Source organism: Maridesulfovibrio sp. (assembly GCF_963678865.1).
In the GTDB taxonomy this organism is placed as follows: domain Bacteria; phylum Desulfobacterota; class Desulfovibrionia; order Desulfovibrionales; family Desulfovibrionaceae; genus Maridesulfovibrio.
The window spans coordinates 271,520-285,781 of the sequence record NZ_OY787459.1 but is presented as its reverse complement, the minus strand read 5'-3'; the positions used below and the strand labels follow the sequence as shown (position 1 = coordinate 285,781).

The window sequence follows — 14,262 nt, the reverse complement described above, 5'->3', positions numbered from 1 at the left end:
TTGCCAAAAAGGCAACGCCCCGCAGAGGTGAGCCACAGGACGTGGCGAATCAAAGGGTTTAAGGCCCCCCGGCAGGGCCGCCGGAGGCAAAAGGAGTCCATATGTTCTCACCGCTTCCTACCCCGTCCGAAATGTCCAATTGGGACAAGATAACCATCAATGAAGTCGGCATCAAAGGCGAAATCCTAATGGAAAATGCCGGACGCGAAGCTGTCTTCGCCCTGCTTAAGGGCTATGGCGATGTATCCGGCAAAAAAATCCTGATCATCGCCGGATCAGGCAATAACGGAGGTGACGGCTTTGTCATGGGCCGCATTCTGGCTGATCTGGGAGCGGAAGTGCTCATCCTGCACACCATCCCCAAGGGTAAGTACAAAGGTGATGCGGCCTACATGCTTAAAATTGCCGCTCGGCTGGGCGTGAACATTAAATTTTTCCGGGCCACAGACAAAGTTCGGCTGCCGGAAGCCGATATTATTATTGACGCTTTGCTGGGAACAGGATTCAGCGGAGAATTACGCCCCTTTGCCCATGCGATAGTTGAAGCTATTAATTCAGCAAAGAACAGCTTTCTTTTTGCGGTGGACATCCCTTCCGGTTTAAACGGACTTACCGGGAAACCCGGTCCTGTTGCTGTTCAGGCCCACATGACTGTCACCTTTGAAGAGGCCAAAATCGGACTTGCCTTGCCCCAGTCCGAAGCATACACTGGAACATTAGTGGTCGCTCACATCGGTATACCGGGCGCGGTAAAATACAAACACCCGGCGACTCATCAGCTGATCAGGAGCAATGTCCTCGAGTTCATCCCTTCGCCCTCGCCTGCCATGCATAAAGGAAATTCCGGTCATGTGTTGCTGGTGGGAGCCTCTAAAGGTCTGACCGGAGCACTGCATCTGGCAGGTATCTCCGCCCTGCGTGCCGGGGGCGGACTGGTAACCATGGCCTGCCCGGACGCACTTGCCTCCGAAGTCAAAGGCGGCAAGCCGGAATTGATGACCAAAGGGCTTGGTTGCGGCGATCAATGGAATGATCAGATGATCGCGGAGCTTCTACCGGAACTTGAAAAATATGATGCGCTGGTCATCGGCCCCGGACTTGGACGCGATAAAGGTGCACTTGATCTTGTTGAGGCAGTAGTCAAAAACGGTCATCCCCCGGCGGTCTACGATGCAGATGCCCTGTATGCATTTGCTGAACGCCCGGAGTTGCTGAAACTGGTTGCGGAAAATTCGATCCTCACCCCGCACCCCGGAGAAATGGCCCGGATGATCGAAAGAACTATCCCCGAAGTTGAAGCCGACCGCATCGGCACAGCACGAAAATTTGCAGAATTGAGCAAAACCATGCTTGTGCTCAAAGGAGCCGGAACTGTCATCGGCTGCCCGGACGGACAAATTATAATTTGTCCCCTTTCTGCTCCCAACCTTGCTGCAGCCGGGTCAGGAGATATTCTTGCCGGAATGTGCGGAGCTTTGCTGGCAAGAGCAATTCCCCCTATGCAAAGTGCTTGTATCGGAGTATACTGGCATGGACTGGCAGGACAGTATCTTGCTGAAAACTTTCCGTATCGAGGCAACATCGCAACTGAAATAGCGGATGCGCTCCCCCAAGTGCTCAAGGAGGAATTATGCTGACAGCCAAAGATATTATGACATCCGGTGCCCTGACCCTTGAACCTGAAAGCGATGTGGCTACCGCTGCCAAGCTTTTGCTGGAAAAACACCTGAACGGACTCCCGGTCGTGGACCGGAACGGGAAGCTGGTCGGGGTTCTCTGCCAGAGCGACCTTGTGGCGCAGCAGAAAACCATATCCATGCCTTCCCTGTTTACCATACTGGATGGATTCATTTCATTTTCATCCAATGATGAACTTGAACGGGAGGTGAACAAGATTGCGGCTACCAAGGTACAACACGCAATGACACCAGACCCCATAACCATTGAACCCGACACAACTATTGAAAAAATTGCCGATCTTATGGTCGAGAAGAAATTCTACACCCTGCCGGTAATTGAAGACGGCAAGCTTGTCGGTGTTGTCGGTAAAGAAGATGTATTAAAGGTTTTAGCAAAGTAAATGAATAACGATAAGCTGATCATCACACTGCCGGATGTGGAGGCGACTTTAAAACTCGGCTCCACTCTGGCTTCTTTTTTTCTGGAAACCAAAAAACTGGTTCCAATCTTCCTGAACGGGGACCTTGGAGCAGGAAAAACAACTTTTGTTCGCGCACTGGTAGAATCCTTCCCTGGTGCGCAAAACGCAGAAGTTAGCAGCCCAAGTTTCAATATTCTTAATATTTACCCCACAAAACCTCAGGTTGCGCATTTTGACCTCTATAGACTCGAAGGTCAGACACCTGATGACGATTTCTTTGATCTACTAAGTGATAAAAAAACTTTGACAGTTGTAGAGTGGATTCAGTATCTGAATATTGAATTCTGGCCTGAAAGCGCACTGCTCTTCACTTGGACCCCTGCCGCATCCGGCAGAAAAATTGAATTGACCCTACATGGTTCAGCGACCTCCCTCTATGAAGAGCTTGCCTCATTTCTTAAGTCATTCCAATAAGATCCGTTGAACTCATGTGGTAAGGAGATAATGTTCAAATGAACATCGTAGTACAGAAATTCGGTGGAACCTCGGTCAGGAACCTCGAATGCATGAAGCAAGTACTGGAAAAAGTCATGGTGCCTTATGAAAAAGGCAACAAAGTTATCGTAGTCCTCTCCGCAATGGCCGGTGAAACAAACCGGTTGATTGATCTGGCCAATGAATGGTCCGAAGAACCTGACCCGGCAGAAATGGACTCTCTGGTATCAACCGGAGAACAGGTTTCCGTAGCCCTGTTTTCCATGCTTCTGAAAGATCGCGGAATCAAAGCCCGCTCCCTGCTGGGTTTTCAAGTCCCCATTAAAACGGACTCTGATTATTCACGCGCACGTATCCTTGATATCGACCGCGATAAAATTGACGAAATGCTGCAGGAATACGACATACTGGTTATGGCCGGTTTTCAGGGCTGTGATGAAGGTAGACGAATTACCACCCTTGGCCGTGGCGGTTCCGACACTTCCGCTGTAGCTATGGCCGCTGCTATTGAAGCAGATGTCTGCGAAATTTTTACTGATGTTCCGGGTGTTTTCACAACAGACCCCAACATCTGTTCACTGGCCCGCAAACTGGACCACGTTTCCTATGACGAGATGCTTGAGATGGCCAGTATGGGTGCGAAAGTACTACAGATTCGTTCAGTTGAATTTGCAAAAAAATATAATGTTAAAGTTCATGTCCGCTCTACTTTCAGCGATGAGATCGGCACATACGTTACTCAGGAGGATAAAAACATGGAATCAGTACTTGTTTCCGGGATTGCATATGACAAGGACCAGGCCCGCGTAACCCTATCCAAGGTTAAAGATGAACCGGGCGTCTCCGCAACCCTGTTCACTCCTCTTGCTGAAGCAGGCATTCTGGTTGATATGATCGTCCAGAACCCCAGCCGTGACGGCCGCACAGACATGACCTTCACCATTCCCAGAGGCGACCTGAAAAAGACCCTTGAAATCATCGACGAAATAAAGGACCCCATGGGCGCGCAGGACGTTCTCTACGACCAGCATGTCTGCAAGGTTTCCGTCATCGGCGTTGGAATGCGTAACCATTCCGGTGTTGCATCCAAGGCATTTCAGGCCCTGCGGGATGAAAACATCAACATCCTGATGATCAGCACATCCGAAATTAAAATTACCTGCCTTATCGAAGAAAAATACACCGAACTGGCTATAAGAACGCTTCACAACACGTTCGGACTCGATAAATCAGGGTCCGAAGAAAACACGCTCTAACAAATGAAACATATAAAAATATACGACACCACACTGCGTGACGGTACGCAATCCGAAGAAATAAACTTAAGCGTACAGGACAAAGTGCGTATTACCCGCAAGCTGGACGACCTCGGCGTACATTACGTCGAGGGCGGCTGGCCCGGTTCCAATGCCACTGACAAGGAATTCTTTCAGGAAATTCAGAACTACGCTCTTAAGAACTGCAAAGTATCCGCCTTCGGTTCAACACACATGAACCGCCTGACTCCCGAGAATGACCCCAATCTGAACGCCCTGATTGACTCAGGAGCCAAGGCCATGTCCATTTTCGGTAAAACATGGGACTTCCACGCCACCAGTGCGCTTGGTGTCAAGCTTGAAAGAAATATCGAGCTGATCAGCAACAGCATCGGTTACCTGCGTCCGCATGTGGAAGAGCTGTTTTTCGATGCTGAGCATTTCTTCGACGGCTTCAAGGCCAACCCGGAATTTACCATCAACTGCCTCAAGGCTGCACACGAAGCTGGAGCGGATGTTCTGGTGCTTTGCGATACCAACGGGGGGTCCATGCCGGAAGAAGTTGCAGAAGCCTGTAAAGTTGTTCAGGAAAAAATTCCCGGATGCAGCATCGGCATCCATGCCCACAATGATTGTGAGCTTGCTGTAGCCAACTCACTTACCGCTGTGAAGAATGGTGCTATACAGATTCAAGGGACCATGAACGGATATGGAGAGAGATGCGGTAACGCTAACCTCTGCTCCATCATCCCCAACCTTGAATTGAAACTCGGCTACGATACTATCGGCAAAGACAATCTGCTCAAGCTTAAGGAAACCTCCACCTACATCACTGAAATTGCCAACCTTCGCCCTTTCCTGCGCCAGCCCTTTGTAGGACAGGCCGCGTTTGCCCATAAAGGCGGCGTACATGTAAGCGCCGTGCTCAAGGATGCAACCAGCTACGAACATATTGATCCGCTGCTGGTCGGTAATGACCGCCGAGTACTGCTTTCCGACCTTTCCGGTAAAAGCAATGTCCTTTATAAGGCTAAGAAATACGGTTACGACCTTGATAAAAACGACCCTGCGGTACAGACCATACTGGCCGACATCAAGGAACGTGAATCCATAGGGTTTGAGTATTCCGCGGCTGAAGCATCTTTTGAGTTGCTTTTCTTCAAGGCCATGGGCTGGTCCAAACGTTATTTTGAATTCATTAACTTTTTTGTGGTCGATGCCAAACGCAAAAATGATCAGGAACCTTTTTCCGAAGCTACTGTCATCGTTAAAGTCCACGGAGAAGAAAACCATACCGCCGCTTCCGGGGACGGCCCGGTAAACGCATTAGACAAGGCTTTGCGTAAGGCCCTTGAGCCTTTCTATCCTTCCTTGAAAAATGTTCGTTTACAGGACTTTAAGGTAAGAGTATTGTCAGGAGCGGTACGTCAGGCAGCCGGGACCAGCTCCAACGTCCGCCTCCTTATCGAATCCACTGACGGCAAAAACCAGTGGACCACCATGGGCGTCAGCCACAACATCATTGAAGCAAGTTGGCAGGCCCTTGTGGACTCCATTAACTACAAACTCTTCAAGGATGATCCTCAAAAATGGCCATCGAGATAACAGGAAAATATACTGAACCGTGCAGAATATCCGTTCTATGTGATAACGAATCCCAGAGGACAGATCTCGGTAAGGAATGGGGCCTCTCCATGGCCCTTGAACTTCCCGGTGACAACCTATGGCTTTGGGATTGCAGCGCAAGCGAGCTTTTCCTGAAAAACGCCTCCGCAATGAATATTGAGGTCAGCAAAGCCAAAGGACTGGCTATCAGTCATGGACATTGGGATCACACCGGAGGCATGGATGCACTCATGGATGCTGATTTCATAGGACCAGTCTATGCACATCCGGACTTTGCCAACAAACGTTATACAAAAGAAGATAACGGTTCAGCCAAAGAAGCATCATTTAACTGCGAATATCCGGGAACTATTATTGTCCGCGACAACGTGGAACTTGATGACGGACTGTTCATGATAACTGAGATCCCCCGCCGGGACGGTTTATTCGAAGCAACAAAAGACTTGTTTCTGGACCAGGAAATGACTCAGGTCGACCATGTTCATGATGACGCTTTCATGCTGCTCATGACTAACTCAGGTCCGGTGGTGATACTTGGCTGTTGTCACAGCGGTCTGGCAAATTCGCTCTATCACATGCGCGACATCACCGGGATTGATTCAGTGCATGCAATCCTCGGGGGCCTGCATTTATACGTCGCAGACCATGCTGAATACGAAGAAACCGCCAAAGTAATTGAGGAGTTCAATCCAAAGATTGTATCCCCCGGACATTGTACCGGAAAAGACGGATACAAATTCCTCAAGCAAAGACTTTCCTGTACTGTTCTACCTATGGGCTCAGGTTCAGTATACGAATTCTAGTTTTACTTTAGAACAAAACTCAAGAAGGTCCGTCAGCTGGTGCTGGCGGACCTTCTTTTTTCCATTTAATTTTCATTACAAATCAAAACCGATCATTCTTGCAAACTCAGGGTCGCTTTCACCCTCCAGCATCTTATCCCAGTAGCAATTCTGCAATTTCCAAAGATCAAGGGGCAGATCAATCTTACGCGCACGCTCAATTACGTCTCGAATGCTTTCCCAGAGAATAAGATTGTTGTGCAGCATCATGCAAAGCTGACTACTTAACTGCTCGATAAAATGATCCAAATCTGGATGCCCATCTCCAAAAGTTTTGACAAAACCAATGAAATCGTCACTGACATTATCGCCGGAAAATACATAACTCCAAACTAATCCGGTCCATAAACTTTTCCAGCGGGCTTCCCAGACATGCCGGGTCTGGTAATCTTCGAATTTATCGAAAAGGACCGGCCCGCATCCTGTACTACCGATCTGCGCACGCCATTTTGTATCGGCAATTTTTTGTGCCCAGGCAAGGGAAATTGACTGCTTTTTCTTCCATGAAATTTCAGTCAGCGGATAATACTCAACCTGTCCCCCGGGAAGTGATATTTCCACCGACCCGGTAAGAACGCGTTCCCCTTTCTCCCATTTCCAGCTGTATTCCTTAACTTCCGACTCAAGATTCCATTTGATTTCAGCATTACCACGAGCCATAACCAAAGAACTGTCATTGGTACTTATCTGCACAGAAACTCCCGGCCAGCTGATGCTCCCCTCCTCTCCGGGATGAGGCAGCACCCCTTCCACATAGAGTCGCCCCAGGGCCTGACCGATCAGGCTGCCGGGAGTCTCACTCTGAGGCTTGATCTTGTTATTCCACAAGTCAGATGCAGAACCGTAACGCTCCTCATTGGACCGGGCATCACCGGCAATAGAAAGAAACTTTTCCTCAAGGCCGATCAGCCCGGTTTCCTTCGATAATTCAATTGCCCTCAAAGCAAAGGCCATATTGTTCACCGGCTCAAGCCGGGCCAGATCATCAAAAAACCAGCCGCAACTTGCAAAAGAGGAAAGCGCCCATTTCTGCATGGAAAGAAGTTTCCAGCCAAGGTCGGCATCAGCACTGCCCTTCGAGACCGTAAAATGCTGCTTGAAGAAATCATCTTCAGAAAGAATACCGCTTAAAACAGAACCATACTCAATCAGAGCGGCACGGGAATCCTTGAAAATTTTATCCCCATAGTTAAAATAGTGAGCATCCATCAAAACTTTTATTGCATCCAGACCTTCACGCAGTGGTTTCCGCCATTGCTGGTTCCAATCAGGATGTCCTCCGGTACAACAACCGCAATCACTACGCCAGCGTTCAATCCCGTGATAACAGCTCCATGATGAATCCTCTCGAATCTTCACCTTACGGGTTGGCGGATGCTGGGCAAGATAAGCACCGTAATTGAGCAACGAGACACCGTCTCTCTCTTCAAGTGCTTGAGAAAGCACATAAGCCAGTGCCATTTCACCGAACTCAACATGGTGCCCGTAAGTTTCTCCGTCAGTGCCTATGGAAAGCAGGCCTTCAGACGAAGCACCGGAAAGCCTGTTCCAGAAATCGTCGCCATTCTTAAGCAGACCTTCAAAAGCAATGGCCTGCGACAGCCCTCCATCGTAAAAGAAGATGGAAATATTCCTGCCTGAAGGTAATTCAACAAGATACGGTTCTTTTATGTTTAAAGAATGTTCATCTACCTCCTGCCACTCATCGGAACCAATTTCGGCAACGGCTTCAGCCTGTCGCGGAGCAAGCAGGGTAAAAGTAATCCCGTGATCAGCGAGAGTTTCAAGGGTTTCGGTGTTGCAGGCGGTTTCGGAAAGCCACATTCCTTCCGGTTTGCGTTTGAAACGTGATTCAAAATCAGCAATAGCCCATGCAACCTCAGCTTCACGGTCCAGCTTCGAAGCAAGCGGCATAATCACATGATGATAAATCTGTGCAATAGCATTTCCGTGTCCCCAGCGTTGAAGACTTAACGCATCACCTTCCAGAATCTTGGCATAGAGCTCCGGCTCGGACCGTTCTATCCAGCGAAACAGGGTTGGGCCAACATTAAAACTCATCCACTCATAACAATTGATAATATCGAAAATTCCGGCACTGCCCATTCGTCTGGCCCATGCCAGCGGAGCATAACTTTCCCGACAGATGCGTTCGTTCCAATGCCTGAACGGAGCCGCGCTCCCTTCTGGAAAGATCATATCCAACCAGGGATCTTCGCGAGGGGGCTGGTAAAAATGGCCATGGATGCACAAAAATTTGCCTGACATATTACTTCCTCACAGTTTGAGCACTAATGGAGTACAGTGAAGACTATACCAATTATATGTTGAAATCCAACACTAAGAGCCGGTAAAGCAAGATATTAACACTTCATGGCTATGAAAAATAAAAAAAGGCCTCCCGGACCACCGGGAGGCCTTAACAATAGATTATAAATAAACTTATTTCACATACCCGGCCTGCTTAAGCATCCGAGAAGCCCGGTCGGCCAGAACAAATCCGCTTTCATACGATATAGTCGGCCCCTTAAGGGAAATTTTATTGATATACCCCACATCAAGCAAGACATTCAGGATATCTTCGGTAAAAGCCTCCTGCAGCAGACGCTTCGGGGCAATACCACGAAAAAGTGAAATTCGTGAGAAATGAAAAATATCTATTAAAGCCCTGATATGAACCTTATCCAGGATTTCATTAACCTCAACATTAATGCCGCAAAATGTTTCCCAGTCCTGATCCCTCACAGCCATGCCCAGTCTATCAAACTCTTTCTCGGCTTTTCTGGAAATCCTGTAACCCTCAAGATTGTTGCCGCAGGCTACACAAATGCACCCCTCATCAATCAGCCCCGCATCAAGAAGTTCGCCGATGAGCTCCGGATCGTAAAGAAAAGTTTCCCTTTTTGGCAATAACCCGTGATATCTTTGAATTTTAGAATAACTTTTAACGTGCTTCAGAAGCTGTATATGTCGTTCATTGAGGATCATGATTTCGGATTCTCCGTTATTTCAATACAACATGCCTATAAAGTCAGTAACTCCCATAATTCTAATTAAATATTACATCCACCGTTTTTTTGTGACAATTACCTGGTCCTGAAAATAGAAATGGAACTGCCTACAATTGTAAACAGTTCCATTTCAGGGTTCTTATCAAGGACTGAAAAAATGAATACCGGTACTTAGCTGAAAAGCCTGAGCAGAGGCTTGGAGTTCTTCTTGGGCCTGCTTTTATGAATAACATTGCCGGTAGGCATTTTCACAAACAGATTCTGGCAGGAATAGCACTCCCAATGCTTGGACCGTTCCTGAAGCCTGATCAGGACTCCGTCACGGTCATAGCAAATCTGGCAGTATGGACCTGTTTTCTCATTTTCCTCATTTATCCAGTATTTCTGCCCATCAAATTCCATGCATTCAGCTAGGTCAAGAATCTCGGCGACTTCTTTAATTTGAGATCGCAATTCTTTATTTTCCTCATACATATCAAGATAGTCTTCCTGAATTATTCTAAGCAGATTTTCTGCATCAGAGCTGCGCCCTTCATTGAACAAATCAAGAACTTTCCGGAAATTTGTTGCATGGATATTTTTTTTACTCATTTTTAAGCCCTTTCGTTCTTATTAGTTAGGAACAACTGTCTGCTATATCGACATCAGTAATAATTCCTTTAGGGATAAGAGAAAAAATATTTTAACACCATTGACAGCTTCATATACGATTCATATATCAACAATGCCGAAGAGGAGGTATTGAAGCTCCCGTCTCTTGCATTACAAACTAAAAAATATTTACAATAAATATAAGGAGATAAACATGGATCAATCTATGGATAAATTCAAGACGACTCTTGATGAACATCACGAGTGGCCCTGCGACTACACCTTTAAATTCATCGTTCCGGGTAAATCCCTTGATGAACTTAAATCCATGCTTGAAGGTATTCAGCATAGTGAAAAAGATTCCAAGACAGGCAAATACACCAGTGTGACCGTAACTATCCACGCAACCTGCTCCGATGAAATCGTGACCATGTACCAAAAAGCTTCAACCATTGAAGGCCTCATTTCATTATAAAGAATGAAGCAACTCCGGGTTGACTTCCATCACACCTTGTTTAAAGATGACGCCGCTCATTTTTGAGCATTTTTTTATTTTCAAAGTTTTGCCTGAATGGTTGTGTGCTTTTCCACAAGCTGTCAAAAATTGTTCATTTACAACATAACAAGCTGATATCTTTAGTTCTTGTTTTGAACAACATCTATCAGGCAGCGGTAAGTGCTTAAAAACAACCTTTAATCAAATATCATATCCAAGAGAGTTCCGGAGGACTTTTCCAGTCATGAGCGATTATAAAAAGACCCTGTGTCTGCCCAAGACAAAATTTCCCATGAAGGCCAACCTCAAACAGCGTGAGCCCGAAATGCTTAAGCGCTGGGAGGAAATGTCCGTCTACGACAAGATGGTCGAAGCCAATGCCGATGCTGACAAATACGTCCTGCACGACGGCCCCCCGTACGCTAACGGACACATTCACATGGGCACAGCCATGAACAAAGTCCTTAAGGACATCATTGTAAAATCCCGCAACCTTCAAGGTATGAAGGCCGAATATGTTCCCGGCTGGGATTGCCACGGGCTGCCCATTGAGCACAAAGTAGAGCAGGAACTTAAGAAAAAGAAAAAAGAGCTTCCCACCACTGTTATCCGCAAACTCTGCCGCGAATACGCAGCAAAATTCGTTGATATCCAGCGGAAGGAATTCAAGCGTCTGGGTGTGCTCGGTAACTGGGAAGATCCTTATCTGACCATGAAACCGGAATACGAGGCTGCAACTGCCCGAGAATTGGGCCGTTTCATGGAAAAAGGCTCAGTTATCCGCGGTAAGAAGCCCATCCACTGGTGCTGCGACTGCCGTACAGCTCTGGCTGAAGCGGAAGTTGAATACGAAGATCACACTTCTCCTTCCATCTATGTACGCTTTCCCCTTAACGATGAAAAAGTTCTGAAAGCACTTCCAGAAGATGTTGCCTCCAAAGTGGACCTTTCCCGCACCTACGTATGCATCTGGACCACCACTCCCTGGACCATTCCCGATAACGGGGCTGTGGCTGTTCATCCTGATTTTGAATATGCTGTTACCGAAGTTAACGGCGATATTTACATCCTCGCTGAAAGACTGCTGCCCGTCTGTGCCGAATCCTTCGGCTGGGAAAGCTGGAATGTTCTGGCTACCGTTGAAGGTGCCAAACTCGAAGGCGCAGTAGCCAAGCACCCCTTCTATGACCGCGAATCTCCCATTGTACTGGCCGATTACGTAACTCTCGACTCCGGTACCGGCTGTGTTCACACCGCTCCCGGCCATGGTCGCGAGGACTTTGAAACCGGCCTCAAGAATGGTTTGGAAATTTACTCCCCCATGAACAACAGCGGTGTGTTCCTTAAGGAAGTAGAATTCTTCGCCGGTATGAATGTTTGGGAAGCCAACCCTAAAGTCATCGAAAAACTGGAAGAGGTTGGCAACCTGCTGGCGCAGGAGAAGATCACCCACTCCTACCCCCACTGCTGGCGCTGCAAAGAGCCTGTCATCTTCCGCGCAACCACTCAGTGGTTCATCGGAATGGAAGAAAATGACCTGCGCTCCAAGGCACTCAAAGCCATTAAAGATGATGTTGACTGGATTCCTGCATGGGGTGAAAACCGCATCTACAGCATGGTTGAAAACCGTCCTGACTGGTGTATTTCCCGTCAGCGCAACTGGGGTGTCCCCATCATCGCACTGATCTGCGAGGACTGCGACGAGGTCTATAATGACCCCGAATGGGTTTTCTCTATAGTAGACGAATTTGAAAAGCATGAACGCGGCTGCGACTACTGGTTTGAGAAACCGATGGAAGAAATCGTTCCCGAAGGCCTGAAATGCCCCAAATGCGGAGGCACCCACTGGGCCAAAGAAGACGACATTCTCGACGTATGGTTCGATTCCGGTACCAGTTACGCTGCTGTTGTTGAAAAACGCAAGGAACACCGCTTCCCCGCTGATCTGTACCTCGAAGGTTCCGACCAGCACAGAGGCTGGTTCCACAGCTCCCTACTCGCTTCCGTAGGTACCCGCGGCGTGCCTCCCTACAAGACCGTACTTACCCATGGTTACGTAGTTGATAAAGACGGAAGAAAAATGTCCAAATCAATCGGCAACGTTATGGCGCCGCAGGAAATCATAGACCAGCACGGTGCTGAAATCCTGCGTATGTGGGTTTCCGCCGTAAACTATCAGGAAGATGTCCGCATCTCCGACGAAATCCTGAGCCGCATGGTTGATACCTACCGCCGGGTACGTAACACCTGCCGCTACATTCTCGGCAACCTCGACGGCTTCAACCCCGAAACTGATGCAGTTGCACCGGCTGATATGCTGCCCATCGACCATTTCGCACTTGATATGGTCAACCGCCAGCATGAGGTAATCCAGAAGGCGTACACTAACTTTGAATTCCACAAGGTTTACCATACCCTGCACAATCTCTGCACCACGGAGCTCTCTTCCTTCTACCTCGATATAATCAAGGACAGACTGTACGTCTCAGGAGAGAAAAGCCTCGAGCGCCGCTCTGCGCAGACCGTGCTCTGGCAGACCATGCTTATGCTGCTCAAGGACATGGCACCGATCCTTTCCTTCACCGCAGAGGAAGCTTATTCCCACCTGCCTGAAGAAATGAAAGGGGATGCTGAAACCGTCTTCGCCATCCGTCCTGAGCTGCTCAAGCCCTCCATAGACGATGCTGAGCGCAAAAGATGGGAACTGCTCATGGAAGTCCGTACCGAAGTAACCAAGGCAATTGAACCTCTGCGCCGCGAAAAGGTCATCGGTCACTCTCTCGATACCAAGATCACCCTCTTCGCCGACGAAGACATTGCAAAAGCTCTCGATGGTATCGAGCGTCGCGAATTCTTCATCGTATCCGGTGTTGAGATTGCTCCGCTGGCCGAAGCTCCCGAAGATGCAGTCAAACCGGAAGAACTGGATGGTCTGGCCATCAAGGTTGAAAAGGCACAAGGCGAAAAATGCAGCCGCTGTTGGAGATACGACACTCTCGGCACTAACGCTGAGCATCCCGAACTCTGCCCGCGCTGCGCAGCAGTTCTCGTCGGTTAATCTCCAGCTCTTTGTAAATTGAATAAGTAAATGCCCCCGCCCTTCCCGAAGGACGGGGGCATTTTTAAAGAAAGATGCCCCCGGCGGATCTACCGAGAGTCCCTCCGGGGGCCAAAGAACCCTTTTGGAAAAGGGTTCTCTGGACTCTCCTAAAACTTTTATTAGGGCTTTCGCCATCTTCATATTCAACGGACTTATCTGCATGCTACATGCGAAGCATACTAAAAGGTTCTGAAGGGGATGGGGGCTGGGGAAGGTGAAACTCTTGCAAGAGTTTCACCTTCCCCAGACGCCGGAGGCATCAAAAGGGTTCCTATGAATAAGTACTTTTCAGCTGGGATAATTGCGACAGTGACGCTGATACTGGATCAGGTCACAAAGATTGCAGTTCGGGAAAAGATGGTTCTTTGGACATCGGAAGTCGTTATTCCCGGATTGTTTAATCTGGTCCACGTAATCAACAAAGGTGCGGCCTTCGGATTCCTGAACAGCGCCGATATTACATGGCAGCGCAACTTTTTTATCGTGGTTACCATTATTGCCCTCGGTGCAATCGGGATGCTGCTCAAATCCGCTGAGGAGCGGGATAAATTTCAGATTGTGGGACTGGGACTTGTACTGGGTGGTGCTCTCGGCAATCTGATCGACCGGATTCTCTACCATGAAGTAACTGATTTTCTGGATTTTTACTTCGGTTCCCACCATTGGCCGGCATTCAACATAGCGGATATTGCCATCTGTCTGGGCGCTTTTGCCATGATCATATCCTTTTACAAAAACAAGTAA

General features: G+C 48.2%; 12 protein-coding genes. 9 read left to right on the top strand and 3 right to left on the bottom strand.

Features of this window, described 5'->3' with window-relative positions:
• Window positions 1-101 precede the first annotated feature (101 nt).
• The 6 genes from ACKU41_RS01220 to ACKU41_RS01195 are packed head-to-tail and all read left to right on the top strand — an operon-like array spanning window position 102 to window position 6,281.
• A complete protein-coding gene (locus tag ACKU41_RS01220) occupies window positions 102-1,637 on the top strand; it encodes an NAD(P)H-hydrate dehydratase (RefSeq protein WP_321403572.1) in 1,536 nt (511 codons plus the stop codon).
• Window positions 1,631-2,080 carry a CBS domain-containing protein gene (locus tag ACKU41_RS01215; protein WP_321403570.1) on the top strand — a complete coding sequence of 150 codons (450 nt, stop codon included), beginning with the start codon at window positions 1,631-1,633 and terminating at the stop codon, window positions 2,078-2,080. Before ACKU41_RS01220 ends, ACKU41_RS01215 begins: the two co-directional genes overlap by 7 nt.
• The gene (gene tsaE, locus ACKU41_RS01210) at window positions 2,081-2,575 is read left to right on the top strand and encodes a tRNA (adenosine(37)-N6)-threonylcarbamoyltransferase complex ATPase subunit type 1 TsaE (RefSeq protein WP_321403568.1); all 495 of its coding nucleotides are present in this window, start codon (window positions 2,081-2,083) and stop codon (window positions 2,573-2,575) included.
• 38 nt (window positions 2,576-2,613) lie between these two features.
• The gene (locus ACKU41_RS01205; protein WP_321403567.1) at window positions 2,614-3,852 is read left to right on the top strand and encodes an aspartate kinase; all 1,239 of its coding nucleotides are present in this window, start codon (window positions 2,614-2,616) and stop codon (window positions 3,850-3,852) included.
• Window positions 3,853-3,855: 3 nt separating this feature from the next.
• Complete coding sequence (cimA, locus tag ACKU41_RS01200; RefSeq protein ID WP_321403566.1) at window positions 3,856-5,457, top strand: citramalate synthase; 1,602 nt, start codon at window positions 3,856-3,858, stop codon at window positions 5,455-5,457.
• Window positions 5,442-6,281, top strand: coding sequence for an MBL fold metallo-hydrolase (locus ACKU41_RS01195; protein ID WP_321403563.1), 840 nt, complete (start codon window positions 5,442-5,444; stop codon window positions 6,279-6,281). The genes cimA and ACKU41_RS01195 overlap by 16 nt, the downstream gene beginning before the upstream one ends.
• Before the next feature lie 75 nt (window positions 6,282-6,356).
• Here ACKU41_RS01195 and ACKU41_RS01190 read toward each other — a convergent pair whose 3' ends face one another.
• The 3 genes from ACKU41_RS01190 to ACKU41_RS01180 form a co-directional block, all read right to left on the bottom strand.
• Entirely contained in the window at window positions 6,357-8,588 is a 2,232-nt protein-coding gene (locus ACKU41_RS01190) for a DUF3536 domain-containing protein (RefSeq protein WP_321403561.1), read from the bottom strand.
• A 174-nt stretch (window positions 8,589-8,762) separates the two neighbouring features.
• A complete protein-coding gene (locus tag ACKU41_RS01185) occupies window positions 8,763-9,230 on the bottom strand; it encodes a hypothetical protein (RefSeq protein ID WP_321403559.1) in 468 nt (155 codons plus the stop codon).
• Between the two features lie 272 nt (window positions 9,231-9,502).
• The gene (locus tag ACKU41_RS01180) at window positions 9,503-9,922 is read right to left on the bottom strand and encodes a hypothetical protein (protein ID WP_319781254.1); all 420 of its coding nucleotides are present in this window, start codon (window positions 9,920-9,922) and stop codon (window positions 9,503-9,505) included.
• 214 nt (window positions 9,923-10,136) lie between these two features.
• Here ACKU41_RS01180 and ACKU41_RS01175 point away from each other — a divergent pair, with 214 nt between their 5' ends.
• From ACKU41_RS01175 to lspA, 3 genes are all read left to right on the top strand, one after another.
• Window positions 10,137-10,397: a DUF493 domain-containing protein gene (locus ACKU41_RS01175; RefSeq protein WP_321403555.1), complete on the top strand. Its 261-nt coding sequence runs from the start codon at window positions 10,137-10,139 to the stop codon at window positions 10,395-10,397.
• 265 nt (window positions 10,398-10,662) lie between these two features.
• Window positions 10,663-13,476: an isoleucine--tRNA ligase gene (gene ileS / locus ACKU41_RS01170; protein ID WP_321403553.1), complete on the top strand. Its 2,814-nt coding sequence runs from the start codon at window positions 10,663-10,665 to the stop codon at window positions 13,474-13,476.
• Window positions 13,477-13,791: 315 nt separating this feature from the next.
• Window positions 13,792-14,262 carry a signal peptidase II gene (gene lspA, locus ACKU41_RS01165; RefSeq protein WP_321403551.1) on the top strand — a complete coding sequence of 157 codons (471 nt, stop codon included), beginning with the start codon at window positions 13,792-13,794 and terminating at the stop codon, window positions 14,260-14,262.

Bases quoted from the DNA above. Each gene is read 5' to 3' on its own strand.
- ACKU41_RS01220 (WP_321403572.1), top strand. From the start codon at position 102: ATGTTCTCACCGCTTCCTACCCCGTCCGAAATGTCCAATTGGGACAAG.
- ACKU41_RS01215 (WP_321403570.1), top strand. From the start codon at position 1,631: ATGCTGACAGCCAAAGATATTATGACATCCGGTGCCCTGACCCTTGAA.
- tsaE (WP_321403568.1), top strand. From the start codon at position 2,081: ATGAATAACGATAAGCTGATCATCACACTGCCGGATGTGGAGGCGACT.
- ACKU41_RS01205 (WP_321403567.1), top strand. From the start codon at position 2,614: ATGAACATCGTAGTACAGAAATTCGGTGGAACCTCGGTCAGGAACCTC.
- cimA (WP_321403566.1), top strand. From the start codon at position 3,856: ATGAAACATATAAAAATATACGACACCACACTGCGTGACGGTACGCAA.
- ACKU41_RS01195 (WP_321403563.1), top strand. From the start codon at position 5,442: ATGGCCATCGAGATAACAGGAAAATATACTGAACCGTGCAGAATATCC.
- ACKU41_RS01190 (WP_321403561.1), bottom strand. From the start codon at position 8,588: ATGTCAGGCAAATTTTTGTGCATCCATGGCCATTTTTACCAGCCCCCT.
- ACKU41_RS01180 (WP_319781254.1), bottom strand. From the start codon at position 9,922: ATGAGTAAAAAAAATATCCATGCAACAAATTTCCGGAAAGTTCTTGAT.
- ACKU41_RS01175 (WP_321403555.1), top strand. From the start codon at position 10,137: ATGGATCAATCTATGGATAAATTCAAGACGACTCTTGATGAACATCAC.
- ileS (WP_321403553.1), top strand. From the start codon at position 10,663: ATGAGCGATTATAAAAAGACCCTGTGTCTGCCCAAGACAAAATTTCCC.
- lspA (WP_321403551.1), top strand. From the start codon at position 13,792: ATGAATAAGTACTTTTCAGCTGGGATAATTGCGACAGTGACGCTGATA.